This is a genomic window from Actinoplanes sp. NPDC004185, from assembly GCF_053603475.1.
This window is the reverse complement of sequence record NZ_JBSGFR010000032.1, coordinates 91,047-108,482: the sequence shown is the minus strand read 5'-3', so window position 1 is coordinate 108,482 and position 17,436 is coordinate 91,047. Positions and strand designations below refer to the sequence as shown.

Here is a 17,436-nt window from a genome sequence, read left to right as displayed (position 1 = left end):
ACCGACGGCATCAACGCCAAGTCCACCGGCATCTACAACATGGTCCGCGACTTCAAGTCCCGCGGCGTGCCCATCGACTGCGTCGGCTTCCAGTCCCACCTGGGCACCGGCATCGACTCCACCTACCAGGCCAACCTGCAACGCTTCGCCGATCTGGGCGTCGACGTGCAGATCACCGAACTCGACGTGCAGCAGGGCGGTAACCAGGCCAACATCTACGCCTCGGTCACCCGGGCCTGCCTCGCCGTCTCCCGCTGCACCGGGATCACGGTGTGGGGCATCCGCGACAGCGACTCCTGGCGTAGCGACAACCCGCTGCTGTTCGACGGCTCCGGCAACAAGAAAGCCGCCTACACCTCAGTGCTCAACGCCCTCAATGCGGGCAGCGGGAACGGCAACGGCAACGGCTCCACCGTGGACACCAACGCCTGGTACGTGCTGGTCAACCGCAACAGCAGCCGGGCCATCGACGTCTACAACCTGGCCACGACCGACGGCGCCCGGATCACCCAGTGGTCGCGCAACGACGGCGCTCAGCAGCAGTGGCAGTTCGTCGACTCCGGCGGTGGCTTCTTCCGGCTCAGGTCCCGGCTGTCCGGCAAGGTCCTGGACGTCGCGAGCAAGTCGACCGCGGACGGCGGCGCGATCGTGCAGTGGACCGACAACAACGGCGCCAACCAGCAGTTCAGCCTGCAGAGCATCGACGGCTACATCCAGCTGATCAACCGCAACAGCGGCAAGGCCGTCGAGGTGCAGGGCGCGTCGACCGCCGACGGCGGCAACATCGTGCAGTACGCCGACTGGAACGGCACCAACCAGCAGTGGCAGCTCAACAAGGTCGGATAGCACGACCGTCAGATCTGCCCTTCCCCCACCGCCTCCGACAGGAGATCCCCATGTCCTCCTCCGCTTTCAGCCGCCGTCGCCTGCTGCAGGTCACCGGGGCGGCCGCTCTGGCCGGCACGGCCGGCGCCGCCTTCCTGGAGGCCCGGCCCGCCGCGGCCGCGGTGGTGCCGCCGGCCCGTCCGGACATCGGCGCGGCCGCGTACGCCTTCCAGCCGGGCGAGGTACGGCTGACCGCCGGCCGCTTCCTGGACAACCAGAACCGCACCCTGAGCTACCTGCGGTTCGTCGACGTCAACCGGCTGCTCTACGTCTTCCGGGCCAACCACCGGCTCTCGACCAACGGCGCGGCGACCAACGGCGGCTGGGACGCCCCGTCCTTCCCGTTCCGCTCCCACATGCAGGGTCACTTCCTGACCGCCTGGGCCCAGGCCTACGCGGTGCTCGGGGACACGGCGTGCCGTGACAAGGCCGACTACATGGTCGCCGAGCTGGCCAAGTGCCAGGCCAACAACGGGGCTGCCGGCTTCACCGCGGGTTACCTGTCCGGCTTCCCCGAGTCGGACTTCACCGCGCTGGAGGCCCGCACGTTGTCCAACGGCAACGTGCCCTACTACTGCGTCCACAAGACCCTCGCCGGGCTGCTGGACGTCTGGCGTCTCACCGGCAACACCCAGGCCCGTACGGTGCTGCTCGCGCTGGCCGGCTGGGTCGACACCCGCACCGCGCGGCTGAGCGCCAGCCAGATGCAGGCCATGCTCGGCACCGAGTTCGGGGGCATGAACGACGTGCTGGCCGACATCTACCAGCAGACCGGCGACGCGCGCTGGCTGACCGTCGCCCAGCGCTTCGACCACCAGGCCGTGTTCAACCCGCTCGCCGCCAACACCGACCAGCTCAACGGCCTGCACGCCAACACCCAGGTGCCCAAGTGGGTCGGCGCGGCCCGCGAGTACAAGGCGACCGGCACCACCCGCTACCGCGACATCGCGGCCAACGCCTGGGCCATCACGACCCGGGCCCACACGTACGCGATCGGCGGCAACAGCCAGGCCGAGCACTTCCGCGCCCCGAACGCCATCGCCGGTTACCTGAGCAACGACACCTGCGAGCACTGCAACACGTACAACATGCTCAAGCTGACCCGGGAGCTGTGGCTGCTCGACCCGAACAACGCCGGCTACTTCGACTACTACGAGCGGGCGCTGCTCAACCACCTGATCGGGGCGCAGAACCCGGCCGACGGCCACGGCGGCGTCACCTACTTCACGCCGCTGAAGCCCGGCGGGCGCCGGGGTGTCGGCCCGGCCTGGGGCGGTGGCACCTACTCGACCGACTACAACTCGTTCTGGTGCTGCCAGGGCACCGGCATCGAGACCAACACCAGGCTGATGGACTCCGTCTACTTCTATGCCGGCACCACCCTGACGGTGAACCTGTTCGTGCCCTCGACGCTGAACTGGTCGCAGCGCGGCATCACGGTCACCCAGTCCACGACGTACCCGGTCAGCGACACCACCACGCTGACCCTATCCGGCACCATGAGCGGCAGCTGGAGCATCCGGGTACGGATCCCGTCCTGGACGCAGAACCCGGTCCTGGCCGTCAACGGGACCGCTCAGGCAGTCACCGCGACGCCGGGCAGCTACGCGACCATCACCCGGGACTGGGCCGCGGGGGACACGCTGACGGTCACCCTGCCGATGCGGGTCGTCATGCTGGCCGCCAACGACAACGCCACCGTCCAGGCGATCACCTACGGACCGGCGGTGCTCTGCGGCAACTACGGCAACACCGCGCTGTCCTCGCCGCCGTCGCTGACGGTCTCGTCCATCGCCCGGACCAGCACGTCGAGCCTGAGCTTCACCGCGACGGCCAACGGCGCGACCGTACCCATCGGGCCGTTCCACGACGCGCACGGTTTCAACTACACCGTCTACTGGAACGCCAACGGCAGCACGCCCGGCGGCGGTGAGACCTACAAACTGGTCAACGTCGGAACCGGCCTGGTCCTGGGCGTGAAGGACATGTCCACGGCCGACGGCGGGCTCGCCGTGGTCTGGAGCGACAGCGGCACGGCCGACCACAACTGGGTCAGGATCGCCGACGGCAGCGCGGTCAGGTTCCGCAACGTCAACAGCGGCAAGGTCCTGGGCGTGGAGAACATGTCGACCGCCGACAACGCCCGGGTCCTGCAGTGGTCGGACAACGGCACCGCCGATCACCGCTGGACCCTGGTCGACCTCGGCAACGGCACCTACAAGATCCGCAACGTGAACAGCGGCAAGCTGCTGGCCATCCTCAACGGCTCGAGCACCTTGGGCACCCAGGTCGTCCAGGACTCCGACAACGGCTCCGCCGACAACGTCTGGCGCCTGGTCAAGCTCGCCTGACCGGTCCGCACCTCGAGGAAGAAGCACACTCATGACAACTGTTTCTGCTCGCGCGGGCCGCCGTACCGGTGGTCGCGCCCGCATGCTGCTCGGCGCCGCCTGCGCCGTGGCGATCGCCGTGTCCTCGGTGGCCGTGGCCACCCTGGCCCACGCCGACCTCACCGACCCGCCCGGCACCACCCTCCAGGCCGCCGCGGAGCGCAGCGGCCGCTACTTCGGCGCCGCCATGGGCCGGGACCGTCTCAGCGACACCGGTTTCCTGACGATCGCCGACCGCGAGTTCGACATGATGACCGCCGTCAACGAGATGAAGCCCGACGCGACCGAGCCCAACCGCGGCCAGTTCAGCTTCACGGCCGGGGACGCCATCTACAACTGGGCCGTCCAGCACGGCATGCGGGTCCGGGGCCACACCCTGGCCTGGCACGCCCAGCAACCCCGCTTCTGGGGCAGCCTCAGCGGCAGCGCCCTGCGCACCGCGATGATCGACCACATCAACGGCGTGATGGCCCACTACAAGGGCAAGCTCTACGCCTGGGACGTGGTCAACGAGGCCTTCGCCGAGAACGGCAGCCGGCGCTCGTCGAACCTGCAGTCCACCGGCAACGACTGGATCGAGGTGGCGTTCCGCACCGCGCGGGCCGCCGACCCGTCGGTCAAGCTCTGCTACAACGACTACAACATCGAGAACTGGACGTACGCGAAGACGCAGGGCGTCTACAACATGATCCGCGACTTCAAGTCGCGCGGCGTACCGATCGACTGCGTCGGCCTGCAGACCCACTTCACCGGGGGCAGCTCCCTGCCGGGCAACTTCCAGACGACGCTGTCCAGCTTTGCCGCCCTCGGCGTGGACGTGCAGTTGACCGAGGCCGACGTGACCAACGCGTCGGCGAGTCAGTACCAGGGTCTGACCCAGGCGTGCATGAACGTCCCACGCTGCGTCGGCATCACGACCTGGGGCATCCGGGACAGCGACTCCTGGCGGGGCAGCGAGAACCCGCTGCTGTTCGACCGCAACAGCAACCCCAAGCCCGCGTACACCTCGGTGCTCAACGCCCTCAACGCCGCCTCCACCTCGGTGCCCGGGACGAGCACGCCGCCGAGCACGCCCAGCAGCACTCCGCCGAGCACCCCGACCAGCACGCCACCGAGCTCGCCGCCCGTCACGGGGCAGCCGGGCGGCTGCACCGCCACCTACCGCACGGCCAGCACCTGGACCGGTGGCTATCAGGGTGAGGTGACCGTGACCAACGGCTCCGCGCCCGTCAACGGCTGGACCGTGCAGCTCACGCTGGCCTCCGGACAGAGCATCGCGAACGTCTGGAACGGCATCAACACCGGTACCAGCGGCACGGTCAGCGTCCGCAACGCCACCTACAACGGCGCACTCGGCGCGAACGCCTCGACCAGCTTCGGCTTCCTGGTCAACGGCGCCAGCAGCGCCGCGCCCGGCGCCCTGTCCTGCACCAGCTCCTGACCGGCGACGTCCCATGAGCGGTAGAAGGGAACGAACTGTGAAGACACCACGTGAGGGCGGGTCCGGCCGGCGGCTGCGGCGCGGCTGGGCTGCGGCGGCGAGCCTGCTGCTGGCGGTGGGGGGCGCGCTGGTCGCGTACCCCGCGCCGGCGCAGGCGGCCACGGCGATCACCATCAACGGCTCGTCGGGCGGGCGGACGCTCGACGGCGTCGGCGCGATCAGCGGCGGCGGCGGCAACAGCCGCCTGCTGTTCGACTACCCCGAACCCCAGCGCAGCGACATCCTCGACTACCTGTTCAAGCCGGGCTACGGCGCGGCGATGCAGATCATGAAGGTGGAGATCGGGGGAGACACCAACTCGACCTCCGGTGCGGAACCGAGCCACGAGCACACCCGGGGCGCCGTGAACTGCGACCGCGGGTACGAGTGGTGGATGATGAGCCAGGCCAAGGCCCGTAACCCCAACATCAAGCTCGTCGGGCTGTCCTGGGGCGCGCCCGGGTGGATCGGCAACGGCAACTTCTGGTCCAACGACTCGATCGACTACCTGATCGCGTGGCTGGGCTGCGCCACCTCCCACGGCCTGACCATCGACTACCTCGGCGGCTGGAACGAGCGTGGCCGGGACCTGAACTGGTACAAGAACCTGCGCTCGGCCCTGAACTCCCGCGGGTACGCGGGCGTGAAGATCGTGGCCTCGGACGACTTCGGCTGGGGCTCGGCGGACGACGCGCTGCGCGACCCGGCGTTCGGCGCGGCCATCTCGGTGGTCGGCAGCCACTATGTCTGCGGCTACCGCAGTGCGCAGACCTCCTGCCCGAGCTCGGCCAACGCGGTGAACTCCGGCAAGACGCTGTGGGCCAGCGAGAACGGCTCCGACGACTACAACGCGGGCGCGCCGGCTCTGGCCCGTGGCATCAACCGCGACTACATCGACGGCAAGATGACCGCGTACCTGAACTGGCCGGTCATCGCCGCGATCACGCCGAACATCCCCTGGGCCACCACGGGCGTGGCCGTGGCCCCGCAACCCTGGTCCGGTTACTACTCGATCGGTACGAGCACCTGGGTCATGGCCCACACGACCCAGTTCACCGCACCCGGCTGGCGCTACCTCGACAACTCCTCGGGTTACCTCGGCGGTAACCGCAACAACGGCAGCTACGTCTCGCTGAGGTCGCCCACCACCGGCGACTACAGCACCGTCATCGAGACGATGGACGCCGGCTCGGCCCAGGACCTCCAGTTCAGCGTCACCGGGGGACTGTCGACCGGCACCGTACGCGTGTGGTCCACCAACGTCAGGTCGAGCAACCCGGCCGACCGTTTCGTCCGGCGGACCGACATCACGCCGTCGAACGGCTCGTACTCGCTGACCGTCCAGCCCGGCTACGTCTACAGCATCACGACCACCACCGGAGCGGGCAAGGGCACGGCGACCAGCCCCGCCCAGGGCGCTTTCGCGCTGCCGTACGCCGACGACTTCGACAGCTACCAGACCGGGCGGCAGGCGAAGTACCTGTCGGACCACCAGGGCTCGTTCGAGGTGGCCGCGTGCGGCGGTGGCCGTACCGGTCAGTGCATCCGCCAGATGTCGGAACAGGCGCCGATCTTCTGGACGTCGGGCCACGCCGAGCCGTTCACGCTGCTCGGTGACGTCAACTGGCGCAACTACACCGTCTCCACCGACGTCATGCTGGAGAAGAGCGGCTACGCCCAGCTCATCGGACGGGCCGGCAACTACAACCACGACGGTCCGCAGAACCTCAACGCGTACTACCTGCGGGTGGCCGACAACGGCTCGTGGTCCATCCGCAGCAACAGCACCGCCGGCAACCAGCGCACCCTGGCCAGCGGGACGACGGCGGCCCTGGGCACCGGCCGCTGGCACAAGCTGGCCCTGACGCTCAACGGCAGCACTCTGACCGCCGCTATCGACGGCACCACCGTGGGCAGCGCCTCGGACTCGGCGTGGGTCGCCGGCCAGATCGGCTACGCCACCGGCCAGGGCGTGACGGCCCAGTTCGACAACCTGTCCATCACCCCGCTCGGCGGCGGCACGACGCCCACCGGCGAGATCCGCGGCGCGGGCTCCAACCGCTGCCTGGACGTCAACGGCCAGAGCCAGGCCGACGGGGCGACCGTGCAGATCTGGGACTGCAACAACGGCACCAACCAGAGGTGGACGGCGACATCGAGCAACCAGCTGACCGTGTACGGCAACAAGTGCCTCGACGCCGCCAACACCTCCGCCGGCGCCCAGGTCCGGATCTGGTCCTGCACCGGCGGTGCCAACCAGCAGTGGCGGGTCAACGCCGACGGCACCATCACCGGCGTCCAGTCCGGCCTGTGCCTGGACGTGACCGGCGCCGGGACGGCCAACGGCACGGCCGTCAGCCTGTGGACCTGCAACGGCGGGAGCAACCAGCGATGGATCCGATCGTGATGGGCCGCACGCGACGGATCCTGGTCGCCGCCGTGCTCGCCCTGGCCGGGACCGTGGTGGCCCAGCAGCCGGCGCAGGCCGGCACCACCGAGTTCCGGGGCGTCAACTGGGCCGACCAGCGGGACAACTTCGTCAACGGGGTGCTCTACGTGTCGGGTCTCGGCGCGACCGACACGTACGCCTCGGCGGCCACCGTCGCCGATCGGGTGGTGGGGCAGCTGTACTCCATCACCGGGGCCAACACCGTCCGCATGCCCATCAACGAGCCGACCGTCGCGAGCTACTGGGGCACCTACACCGGGGCGATCGACCAGGCGCTCACCAAGGGCAAGGTCATCCTGGCCTACTGGGCGTACAGCGGCGGACGGCCCGGTGACGCCGCGGCCTACGACCGGATGTGGGACACCGTCGTCGCCCGGTACGCCGGCAACAGCAACGCCTACTTCGAGGTCATCAACGAGCCGCACGGGTATGCCACGACCGACCTGAACAACATGTACAGCGCCTGGCTCAACCGGCACTCCGCCGTGCCGCGCGGCCGGGTCATCCTGGACGGCGCCGGGCTGGCCCAGAACGTCGCCGCGGTCGGCCAGGACACCCGGCTGAACAACACCCTGCTGGCCGTCCACGACTACTCGTTCTTCGCCGGTTTCGAGGACGAGACGTCGTGGGGCAACCATCTCGCGAGCTCCATCGGCGGGTACGCGTCCCGGACGGTGGCCACCGAGTGGGGCGGTCCGATGGGCCCGGGCAGCAAGAACGGGGTCGCGTACGACACCATCGACTACAACATCCCGAGCGGGTCGTTCTTCGCCGACTACCTGCGGGGCGTCAGTGCCAAGCTGCGCGAGCTCGGTGTCGGCGGTGTCTACTGGCCCGGTCTGCGCGACGGCGACTGGTACAGCCTGACCCGGCGCACCGGCAGCGGAGCGAATCTGAACCTGACGCTGACCAACGCCTCCGGGCTGAACCGGCTGCAGTACTCCTGGGGGATGGGCACCGGCGGCAGCACCACGGTCCGGATCGTCGGCACGGCCACCAGCCGGTACGCCGACGGCATGGGCCGGACGGCGGCCGGCTCCGACGTCGGTCAGGGGTCCGCCAGCACCAGCGCCAACCAGCAGTGGGTGATCGAGAACTCCGGCACCTACGTCCGGGTCCGGAACCAGGGCACCGGACTGTATCTGGACGGCATGGGCCGGACCACCAACGGCAGCGCCGCCGGCCAGTACACGGCCGGCACGTCGGCCAACCAGCAGTGGTCCGTGCTGACCGACGCGAACAACGTGCGGCTGCGCAACCGGGCCACCGGCCTCTACCTCGACGGCATGGGCCGCACGGCCACCGGGGCCAGCATCGGGCAGTACGGCGACTCCACCAGCGCCAACCAGCGCTGGAAGATCGTCGCCGGGTCCTAGGCCGCGGCGGACGTCAGCTGATGGTGTAGAGGATGTCCGGGCCGATGTCCTGACGGATCACGCCGGGCGGGGTCGGTGCGTTCAGCACCGCCTCGAACGGCGTGCCCGGGACCCGGTCGCGCAGCACGACCACGCTGCGGATGCCGAGCCGGCGCAGCCGGTCCAGGCTGGGCTCGCTGGGGAAGGTCTGCATCAGGTCGCGGAGCCCCTGGTGGTTGGGCGGGATGTAGCCGGACGCCCCGTTCACCATCAGGGGGAAACCGTCGGTCGACCAGAGCAGGACGTTGGTGTCCACGTTCTCGTCGGAGGGCAGCACCATCAACGGCGCCGACGCCATGGCGAAGGCGGCCGGTGCGACCGGGGTGTCCGGATGGTCCATGTCCGGCATGCCCTCGGCCAGCACCAGCAGCAACGGCGGGATGGTCAGCACCCGGACGGCGACGGTCCGCCACTGCGGCAGGGTTGCCGCCCGGGCCAGCTGGGCGAGCTTGGTCAGCAGGCCGGCGGCGAGGACGGCCATGAAGATGGTCGGCCACAGGATCAGCCGCCCGGGGGTACGGCTGCCGTCGAAGCCGGGTACGTACAGGTACAGGAGGCGGTACGTGGGCCCGTTGGTGCCGAGCGCGAACAGGATCCCCAGGACCGTGCCGGTGAGGAGAAGCAGGCGCTGGCGCACCGACCACGACGAGAGGACGAGGCCGCCGAGGGCCAGCAGATACAGCGCGTACCCGCACAGCAGGGCCTTCTCGTTGGCGGCGTTGCCGAGCTCGGCCCGGGCGTCGTTGTGCAATGTGCCCCAGGGCAGTGAGTACTGCGGGGCGACGAACAGGCCGCGCGGCGGTGGCGAGAACACGGCGACGTAGTCCCAGGACCGGGTCACGTACGGGTACAGCTCGCGGACCTGCTGGTAGCCGTACGCGAAGAAGGCGGTGACCGCGGTGAAGACCAGCCCGCCGGCGAGGTCGGCGAGGACCAGCCGGCGGCCCAGCCGCGGGCGGCCCCGGACCAGCCAGCCGATCGCCGCGCAGAGGCAGGCGAGGGCGAGCAGGTAGACGAACCCGAGGCCGATGCCGAAGCCGAGAGTGACCTGCCAGGCCGCGACCAGCCAGCCGGCCACCGCCCAGCCGGGGCGGACCCGGTCGCCGCGGTAACCCCGGGTCAGCGACCAGCCGTGGCCGCGGGCGAGCATCGCCACGGCCAGCGTGATGCCGCCGGTCGACATGATGTTCAGGTGACCCGCATGGTCGTAACGCCAGGGTGCGTAGGCCAGCGCGGCGCCGGTCAGCGCGGCGGCCACCCGTTCGGCGCCCAGCTGGCGCAGCATCGCGTAGCCGCCGAGGAACGCCAGGGCGAACGTCAGCACGAACAGGATGTTGTAGCGCAGCACGGCGGCCGTCACGCCCTCGCCGATCAGCCCGGCCGGCGCGTAGCCGAACAGCGTGTCGGTGTAGGCCAGGCCGAACGTGTCGGGGTAGAAGGCGTTGGTGTGCCACAGCCCGCGCAGGCCGTGCCGCAGGGACTGGCCGTTCCAGGCGACGATCCAGGCCTGCGCCGTCGGATCACCGGGGTCGCCGATGATGGTGCGCACCGGGTTGGCGATGGTCTCCTGCTTCACGCCGCCGGTGACGAGCCGGCTCACGTACGGCGGCAGCAGCCACACCATGACGATCGCGAGCAGCACCGAGCCGGCGATGGCGACGGTCCACTCGTGCCGCAGCAGCCGGATCGGCGACCGTGCTGCCTTCTCGGTGACCACATCGGACAAGACGTACCCCCCGTACGCAGAAAGATCCTGTGAGCGCGAGGAAAGCTAACACGACTTCCGGCGCAGCAATAGAGCGGTTCCGAATAAGGGGAACATGGCTGGAGAAAAACTGTTACGACAACGCACGGCGAAGGTCGATTAACTATTTTCCAGTGAAGTTCTTGAATGCGTGGGAGCGCTCCCGTAGCCTGCGTTCATATTCATGCTCAATGAGCGAGGAGTGACGCGATGGCGAGCAGAAGACGGATCCCGTCGATGGTGGGCGTGGTTCTGGCCGCCGCCGCGCTCCTGGTCGGAGCCGGCGTGGTCGCGGCCTCGGCCGGGACCGTCGCGGCCGCCGGGCCCACCGTGCTGGCGGCGACCGCCGGGTGCGGCAAGACGCCGACGCTGCGCAACGGCACTTACACGATCCAGAGCGGGGGCCAGTCCCGCACCTACATCCTGCGCATCCCGGACAACTACCAGCCGACCCTGAAGTACCGCCTGTTCGTCGGGCTGCACTGGCTCAACGGCTCGGCCCAGAACGTCGCCGCCGGGGGCGGGGCCGCCGGCGCCGCGTGGGCCTTCTACGGTCAGCAGCGGGCGTCCGGCAACGGCGCGATCTTCATCGCTCCGCAGGGCCTGGACGCCGGATGGGCCAACACCAACGGCCGCGACGTGACCCTGGTCGACGACATCCTGCGGGTGGTCGAGAACGACCTGTGCGTCGACACCACCCAGCGTTTCGCGCTCGGCTGGAGCTACGGCGGCTCGATGAGCTACGCGCTGGCCTGCGCCCGGCCGGCCGTCTTCCGCGCCGTGGTGGCGTACTCCGGCGCCCAGCTCAGCGGCTGCGCCGGCGGCACCCAGCCGGTCGCCTACTTCGGGATCCACGGCACCCACGACAGCGTGCTCAACATCAGCTCCGGGCGGCAGATCCGCGACACCTTCGTCCGGGTCAACGGCTGCACCCCGCAGAACCCGCCGGAACCCGCCAACGGCAGCGGGCGGCACATCACCACCGCGTACGCCGGGTGCCGGGCCGGGTATCCGGTGCAGTGGGCCGCCTTCGACGGCGACCACACGCCCGAGCCGGCCGACGGCGGCGGCACCAACACCGCGACCACGTGGACGACCGCTGAGGTCTGGCGCTTCCTGAGCCAGTTCGGGCCGGCCACCTCGCCCGCCGGCACGACCCCGGGGCCGTCGAGCCCGGCGCCCTCGAGCCCGATGCCCAGCGATCCGGTCCCCAGCACCCCGGGCCCCAGCAGCCCCGGACCCGGCAACCCCGCGGACCGGGCGTGTCGGGTGTCCACCAAGGTCAACGCCTGGAACAGCGGGCTGACGGCCGACCTCACCCTCACCAACACCGGCACGACCGCGGTCAACGGCTGGTCGCTGAGCTTCAGCCTCGCCGCCGGTCAGACGATCACCGCCGGCTGGAACGCCACCTACAGTCCCACCTCGGGGCAGGTGACGGCCCGCAATGCCGGCTACAACGGCGCGATCGCCGCCGGTGGGTCGGTCAGCATCGGCTTCCAGGCCGGGCACACCGGCAACAGCGCCGCGCCGACCGGATTCGCCCTCGACGGAGTTCCCTGCGCCACCAGTTGAAGCCACACTCATCCGGGGAAAGTCCGATGCGAACGTGCTGTGGGCCGCGCAAGCCGCCGCACGTTCGCATCGGGCGTTCCCACGGGCGTGGTCTCATCGGGCAACCTTCGGCGGCCTTGCGGGCAGCCACTCATCGGCAACGGCCGCAGCCGCGTACTCGTACACGTGCCCACACTCAAGAGAAAAATCGCCCTCACCGCGGCCGCCGTCGTCACGGCCGGCGTCTCCGCGGTCACCTACCAGGCCTCGGCCGCCGAGGCCCCTTCCCTCCAGCCGCCGGCCGGCCTGCGGATCATCGGCCAGTTCGTGGTCGGCACCGGAACCCAGACCTACACCTGTACGGGTGGCAAGTTCACCGGCTCGTCGGTCCCCGAGGCGGGCCTGTTCGACGGGGCGAACCGGAAGATCCACCACTTCGGCGGCCCGACGTGGCAGTCCGAGGCGGACGGCTCACTGATCACCGCCGCCCCCATCGCCAACTCCCCGGTGCCCGGCGCGATCCCGGAGCTGCTGCTGGAGGTCAGAACCCGGTCCGGGGCGGGGATGCTCAGCACGGTGACCCACATCCAACGGATGAACACCTTCGGCGGCGTGGCCCGTCCACCGCCTGCGCCGACGGCCAGAAGGTCAGCGTGCCCTACAACGCCAACTACATCTTCTGGGGCAACTGACCTCATGTAATGACCTTGCATGGGTTTTCCGCCGCGGGTGGGCTCAGCCGCTGACGATGTCGATGTCGTCGACGTAGCCGCGGAAGAGGCCGGTGGTGCCGGGCTGGTCGTACCCGATCCAGATCTGGTCGACGGTGCCGCCGGCCAGGGCGCTCAGCGGGACCCGGACGAGATTCCACTCGTTGAGCCGCAGGTGACCCGCCTGGCCCTGGAACCGCGGGTGGGCCCGGACCCCGGACTGGTCGGTCGCGCCGGAGTCCCGCAGGCTGCGGCCGTCGGTGAGCAACAGGTCGAGCGCGACCGACGTGGCCGGGTACTGCGGATAGATCCAGTACGACAGCGTCGTGTCCGCGGCGATCGGGACGTGGACGTCGAAGACCTTGTTGTACGAGTACGACTGCGTCGCGCTGGTGTCGTTGCCGGAGTACATCAGGGCGTACGTGCCGCCGTGCGCGGTCTCGGCCCGGCGGGCGGATTCCATGGCGGTCAGGCCGCAGCAGAAGCCGCCGACGTTCACGCTCGCGTGGACGCTGTCGGTCCAGGTGGGCTGCGCGGCCGCGCCGAAGTCGGTGCGGAACAGCGGCCAGGCCCGGCCGGCGCCCAGCACCGGACGCAGGGCGCTGTGCCAGAGGTTGCCGAGTTTGACGTATCCGCCGTCGGTCGGATGGATGGTGTCGGGGCCGATGTCGGCGGCCGTCAGGGTGCTGGTGAGGTCGACGAGCCGTACGTTGTGGCCGGCGGCGACCTGGGCCGCGGCGATGGCGGGCAGGGCGGCGTTGAACGTCCGGGCCCGGCTGTCGTTGGTGGGATTGCCCGAGGGGACCAGCGTGGAGAACACCACGGCGGCGGTCGGCCGGGCGGCGACGATCCGGTCGAGCAGGTCCCGCATCCGCGCCGGCGCGTTCGGCAGGTCGTAGTTCTGCAGGGTGTCGTTTGTGCCGACGTTCAGCAGCACGACGTCGGGCCGGGCGGCGGCCAGCCAGGCGTCCGCGTTCGCCGCGATCTGGTCGATGCGCAGCCCCGGGTGGCCCTCGTTGTCGCGATCCGTCATCGTGCCCGACTGCTGCGATCCGACGAAGTCGATCGCGACCCCGGCGTCGCCGGCGAGATGCTTGCGCAGCTCCTCGCGGTAGCCGTTGCCGTCGGTGGAGGACGTGCCCCAGGTGATGGACGCGCCCAGCGGCATGATCCGCACCGGGTCGGCCGCGCGGGCCGGTGCCGCCGCGCCGGTCGCGCCGGTGGCAGCCGCCAGCAGGACGGCCATGGTCAGACGCCGGAAGATCATCGTGCTCCCTGCCGTTGACATCGTTGTCAGCGCATTGCACATCGCAGGCCGTCGATGTGTCAAGAGTGGGCCCGGTGGTAGACCGCCACCAACCGGCGCAGGAAGACCTCCGGCGGGTACGCCGCCGCGGCCGCCATGCCGTCCCGGGCCACCCTGGCCCGTAAGCCGTCGTCGTCCAGCATGCGCAACAGTGCGGCGGCTAACGCGTCCGGCGTCGGTTCGCAGGTGAAGCGGACGGCCTCGGCGGCTCCCGGCCGGACGGCGAGCTCCGGGTCGGCGACCACCACCGGCAGCCCGGCCGCTTCCGCCTCGGCCAGCACCAGGCTCTGGGTGTCCGTGGTGGAGGCGAACGCGAGCACGTCGGCTGCCCGGTAGAAGCCGGCGACCGCGTCGTGCGGCACGGGCGGAACCACCTGGACGTGGCCGTCCAGTCCGAGCGCGGCGATCCGGCGGGCCAGGCGCCGGCGCTGCTGCGACACCCCGACCAGGACCAGCCGGGCGTCCGGCCGGGCCGCGCGCAGCCGGGCGTACGCCCGCAGCAACAGGTCCGGATTCTTCTCAGCGGTGGCCCGGCCGACCGACAGCACGACACTTCCGCCGGTTCGGGCCGGGCGGGGCGCGACGGCGGTGACCGGGGTGGGCAGCACGCAGATCTCGGCGGCCGGCCGGAACGGGGCGAACCCCGCAGCCGCCTTGTCCGAGGGGGCGATGGCCACCGCCATCCGCGCGAACATGGCCCGGCCGAGCGCGACGAGCCGGCGCTGCCGTACCGCTCCGGGCCGGGTCAGCTCCAGGAAGTCCCGAGGCGACCAGCCCAGGCCCAGGCGCACCGCACACCAGGCGGCGCCGGCCGGGATCTCGGCGAACAGGTCGGCGTACGCCAGCAGGTCGGTGTGCCAGGTCATCACCAGCGGCACGCCCCAGCCGGCGGCCGCCCGGAAGCCGGTCATCCCGATCGGCCCGGTGCTGTGCGCGTGGACGATGTCGGCCGGCCGGGGCGTGAACGGCAGCCCGACCCGGATCTGTCGCAGCGGCACCGGCACCGAGCGGACGCCGTCGCGGCTCAGCAGGGGACCGGGGCGGTAGAAGTCCACCTCGTGCCCGGCCGCCCGCAGCAGCCGTACGGTCAGCTCCGCCGACCGGGCGACGCCGTCCGGCCGTCCGGCGTGGCTGTCACAGAAGTGGGCGATCCTCACGGCTCGCCTCTTGCCCGTAGGCTCGCGCGATGAACCGGGGGTGGCGGCTGCTACCGGCTTTCGGACCGCTCGCAGCGGTGCAGATGATCGTCGTGAGCACAGTGGACGGCCTCACCCGGCCCGGCTACGACGAGACGCGCAACTGGATCAGTCAGCTGTCGCTCGGCCCGGACGGCTGGTACGGCACGGCCAACCTCGCCACCTGCGGCCTCTGGCTGGTGCTGTGCGCCCTCGGGCTGCGCCGGCGGGTCACCGGACGGACGGTGGTCCTGATCCTGTGGTGCGGGCTCTGTCTCGTGTCCCTCGCCGTCATCCGGACCGACGCCGGCCTGGGCTTTCCGCCGGGAGTGCCCGAGGAGCACACCGCGCGCGGGCTGGTCCACAAGCTGATCTCCGTCACGCTGGGCGTCGCGGGGATCGCCGCGGTGGCCGGCCTCGGACCGCGGCGGGTGGCCCGGGTGGTCGCGGGGGCCATGGCGGTGTCGTTCCTGGCGGCCGGCGTGCTGGTGCTGCTCGACGACGGCGAGGTGCTGCCGGGCAATCCGAGCGGGGTGTTCGAACGGGCCGCGCTGTTCGCCGGGCTCGGCTGGATCGCCATGGTGGGCGGACGGCAGGCGGCGGGCACCGGATCGGTGCCCGCCGCTCACCGCGGTGGTCGTGACCTCAGCGGATGACTGCGGTCAGCGCCGGGTCCACTGCTGGTTGGTGGCCCCGGTGCAGGTCCACAGCAGGGTCAGGGTGCCGTTCGCGGTCTGGTTGTTGTTGACGTCCAGGCACAGCCCGGACTGGTTGTTGCGGACGGTGCCGTTGCTCTGGAAGGTCCACTGCTGGTTGGTGCCGCCGTTGCAGTCCCAGAGCTGCGCCTTGGCGCCCGCGGTGGCGCCGGTCGGCGCGTCCAGGCACTTGCCCAGCGACTGCAGGGCCTGCCCGGACACTGTCCACTTCTGGTTGTTCGCCCCGCTGCAGTCCCAGATGACCGGCTGGGTGCCGTTGGCGGTGTTGCTGTTCGGCACGTCCAGGCAGCGCCCGGACGAGGTGCTGACCAGGCTGGTCGAGGCCGGCACCGGCGGCTCACCGCTGGTGCCGCCGCTGACCCGGTAGACGACCGTCCCGTGGGCCGGCACGCTCGCGCTGATCGTGCCGCTGGTGGTCGTGGTGGCCCCGGTCCAGGCGTCGACCAGGTTGTACGACGATGATCCGGTCTTGCCGATCGCCGCCGCCGTGGTGGAGATCGTCCGGGTGGAGCCGCTCTGGTTGAACAGAGCCACCGCGACATCGCCGTTGGCCAGCCGCTTGGCCAGCACCCGCTGGTTGGAGTCGCCCGCGACCTGGACGCCCTGCAGGGCGAGGGTGTCCTGGTTGATGGCGATGAGCCGCGGGTTCTTCAGGATGGTCTGGGTCGCCGCCGTCATGTTGCGGATGTCGTTGCCGGCGATCAGCGGCGCTGCCATGATCGCCCACATGGCGAAGTGGGAACGCTGCTCGGTGTCGGTCAGCGTGCCCCGGCCGACCTCCATCATGTCCGGGTCGTTGAAACCACCCGGCCTGGCGTACCCGGCCAGCGGCACGTTCACGTTGATGATGTTCTGGACGCCCATCGGGTAGTCGTTGACCTGGTTGGTGCTCCAGACCAGCTGGATGTCCTCGGTGGTGCGCCACATGTTGGCCACATCGCCCCAGTTGCGCTGCGGGCCGGTCTTGGAGTGGATGCTGTTCGAGTTGATGCTGTACAGGATCGGCCGCCCGGTCGCGGCCAGCGCGTCACGCATCTTCGCGAACGTGGCGACCTGGTCGTTGATGGTGCCGCTGGGCGAGCACCAGTCGTACTTCAGGTAGTCCACGCCCCAGGCGGCGAACTGCCGGGCGTCCTGGGCCTCGTGCCCCTGACTGCCGGTCGCTCCCGGGTACGAGCCGAAGTACTGCGCGCAGGTCTTGTCCAGCGGCGCCTGATAGAGGCCGAACTTCAGCCCCTTGCTGTGGATGTAGTCGCCGAGCGCCTTCATGCCGCTGGGGAAGCGGGTCGGGTCGGCCTGCAGGTTGCCGCTCCCGTCGCGGTTGGGGTTCATCCAGCAGTCGTCGACCACCACGTACTGGTAGCCCGCGTCGCGCATGCCGGTGCTGACGATGCTGTCGGCCATTCCCCGGATCAGCGACTCGCTGATGTTGCAGAAGAACGTGTTCCAGCTGTTCCAGCCCATCGGCGGAGTGCGGGCCACCCCGTTGTCCAGGGCCTGCGCCGGCGTTGCTGCGGAAGCGACGAACGCCGTGCCCGACAGCACCAGGAGTCCGGCCGCGAGCAAGGATTTCAGAGCTCTCATCGATTACCGACCTGTTCAGAAGTGAACG

At 70.3% G+C, this 17,436-nt stretch carries 12 protein-coding genes; 8 read left to right on the top strand and 4 right to left on the bottom strand.

The window, feature by feature from the left end; translation table 11 throughout:
* The 5 genes from ACWEOZ_RS29405 to ACWEOZ_RS29385 all read left to right on the top strand — a co-directional run.
* Positions 1-846 (top strand): endo-1,4-beta-xylanase (locus ACWEOZ_RS29405; protein WP_451913904.1); only part of this gene is annotated, 846 nt, incomplete at its 5' end.
* Between the two features lie 50 nt (positions 847-896).
* Entirely contained in the window at positions 897-3,236 is a 2,340-nt protein-coding gene (locus ACWEOZ_RS29400; RefSeq protein WP_451913903.1) for a beta-L-arabinofuranosidase domain-containing protein, read from the top strand.
* 31 nt (positions 3,237-3,267) lie between these two features.
* Entirely contained in the window at positions 3,268-4,716 is a 1,449-nt protein-coding gene (locus ACWEOZ_RS29395; RefSeq protein ID WP_451913902.1) for an endo-1,4-beta-xylanase, read from the top strand.
* Positions 4,717-4,729: 13 nt separating this feature from the next.
* A complete protein-coding gene (locus tag ACWEOZ_RS29390) occupies positions 4,730-7,162 on the top strand; it encodes a ricin-type beta-trefoil lectin domain protein (protein WP_451913901.1) in 2,433 nt (810 codons plus the stop codon).
* Positions 7,147-8,580 (top strand): RICIN domain-containing protein, encoded by a 1,434-nt coding sequence (locus ACWEOZ_RS29385; protein WP_451913900.1) that lies wholly within the window; start codon positions 7,147-7,149, stop codon positions 8,578-8,580. Before ACWEOZ_RS29390 ends, ACWEOZ_RS29385 begins: the two co-directional genes overlap by 16 nt.
* A gap of 13 nt (positions 8,581-8,593) precedes the next feature.
* Here ACWEOZ_RS29385 and ACWEOZ_RS29380 read toward each other — a convergent pair whose 3' ends face one another.
* Positions 8,594-10,336 (bottom strand): hypothetical protein, encoded by a 1,743-nt coding sequence (locus ACWEOZ_RS29380; RefSeq protein ID WP_451913908.1) that lies wholly within the window; start codon positions 10,334-10,336, stop codon positions 8,594-8,596.
* A 237-nt stretch (positions 10,337-10,573) separates the two neighbouring features.
* On the opposite strand from ACWEOZ_RS29380, the gene ACWEOZ_RS29375 reads away from it, so the two are divergent.
* Positions 10,574-11,938: a cellulose binding domain-containing protein gene (locus ACWEOZ_RS29375; protein WP_451913899.1), complete on the top strand. Its 1,365-nt coding sequence runs from the start codon at positions 10,574-10,576 to the stop codon at positions 11,936-11,938.
* A gap of 165 nt (positions 11,939-12,103) precedes the next feature.
* Positions 12,104-12,619, top strand: coding sequence for a DUF3455 domain-containing protein (locus ACWEOZ_RS29370; protein WP_451913898.1), 516 nt, complete (start codon positions 12,104-12,106; stop codon positions 12,617-12,619).
* A gap of 33 nt (positions 12,620-12,652) precedes the next feature.
* On the opposite strand, the gene ACWEOZ_RS29365 is transcribed toward ACWEOZ_RS29370, so the two are convergent.
* A complete protein-coding gene (locus ACWEOZ_RS29365; RefSeq protein ID WP_451913897.1) occupies positions 12,653-13,894 on the bottom strand; it encodes an SGNH/GDSL hydrolase family protein in 1,242 nt (413 codons plus the stop codon).
* 59 nt (positions 13,895-13,953) lie between these two features.
* Positions 13,954-15,090, bottom strand: a complete 1,137-nt coding sequence (locus ACWEOZ_RS29360; protein ID WP_451913896.1) for a glycosyltransferase — start codon at positions 15,088-15,090, stop codon at positions 13,954-13,956.
* Between the two features lie 29 nt (positions 15,091-15,119).
* Here ACWEOZ_RS29360 and ACWEOZ_RS29355 point away from each other — a divergent pair, with 29 nt between their 5' ends.
* Positions 15,120-15,764 carry a DUF998 domain-containing protein gene (locus ACWEOZ_RS29355; RefSeq protein ID WP_451913895.1) on the top strand — a complete coding sequence of 215 codons (645 nt, stop codon included), beginning with the start codon at positions 15,120-15,122 and terminating at the stop codon, positions 15,762-15,764.
* A 6-nt stretch (positions 15,765-15,770) separates the two neighbouring features.
* On the opposite strand, the gene ACWEOZ_RS29350 is transcribed toward ACWEOZ_RS29355, so the two are convergent.
* Positions 15,771-17,408: a glycoside hydrolase family 27 protein gene (locus ACWEOZ_RS29350; RefSeq protein WP_451913894.1), complete on the bottom strand. Its 1,638-nt coding sequence runs from the start codon at positions 17,406-17,408 to the stop codon at positions 15,771-15,773.
* Between the last annotated feature and the right edge of the window lie 28 nt (positions 17,409-17,436).

Bases quoted from the DNA above. Each gene is read 5' to 3' on its own strand.
- ACWEOZ_RS29400 (WP_451913903.1), top strand. From the start codon at position 897: ATGTCCTCCTCCGCTTTCAGCCGCCGTCGCCTGCTGCAGGTCACCGGG.
- ACWEOZ_RS29395 (WP_451913902.1), top strand. From the start codon at position 3,268: ATGACAACTGTTTCTGCTCGCGCGGGCCGCCGTACCGGTGGTCGCGCC.
- ACWEOZ_RS29390 (WP_451913901.1), top strand. From the start codon at position 4,730: ATGAGCGGTAGAAGGGAACGAACTGTGAAGACACCACGTGAGGGCGGG.
- ACWEOZ_RS29385 (WP_451913900.1), top strand. From the start codon at position 7,147: ATGGATCCGATCGTGATGGGCCGCACGCGACGGATCCTGGTCGCCGCC.
- ACWEOZ_RS29375 (WP_451913899.1), top strand. From the start codon at position 10,574: ATGGCGAGCAGAAGACGGATCCCGTCGATGGTGGGCGTGGTTCTGGCC.
- ACWEOZ_RS29365 (WP_451913897.1), bottom strand. From the start codon at position 13,894: ATGATCTTCCGGCGTCTGACCATGGCCGTCCTGCTGGCGGCTGCCACC.
- ACWEOZ_RS29355 (WP_451913895.1), top strand. From the start codon at position 15,120: ATGAACCGGGGGTGGCGGCTGCTACCGGCTTTCGGACCGCTCGCAGCG.
- ACWEOZ_RS29350 (WP_451913894.1), bottom strand. From the start codon at position 17,408: ATGAGAGCTCTGAAATCCTTGCTCGCGGCCGGACTCCTGGTGCTGTCG.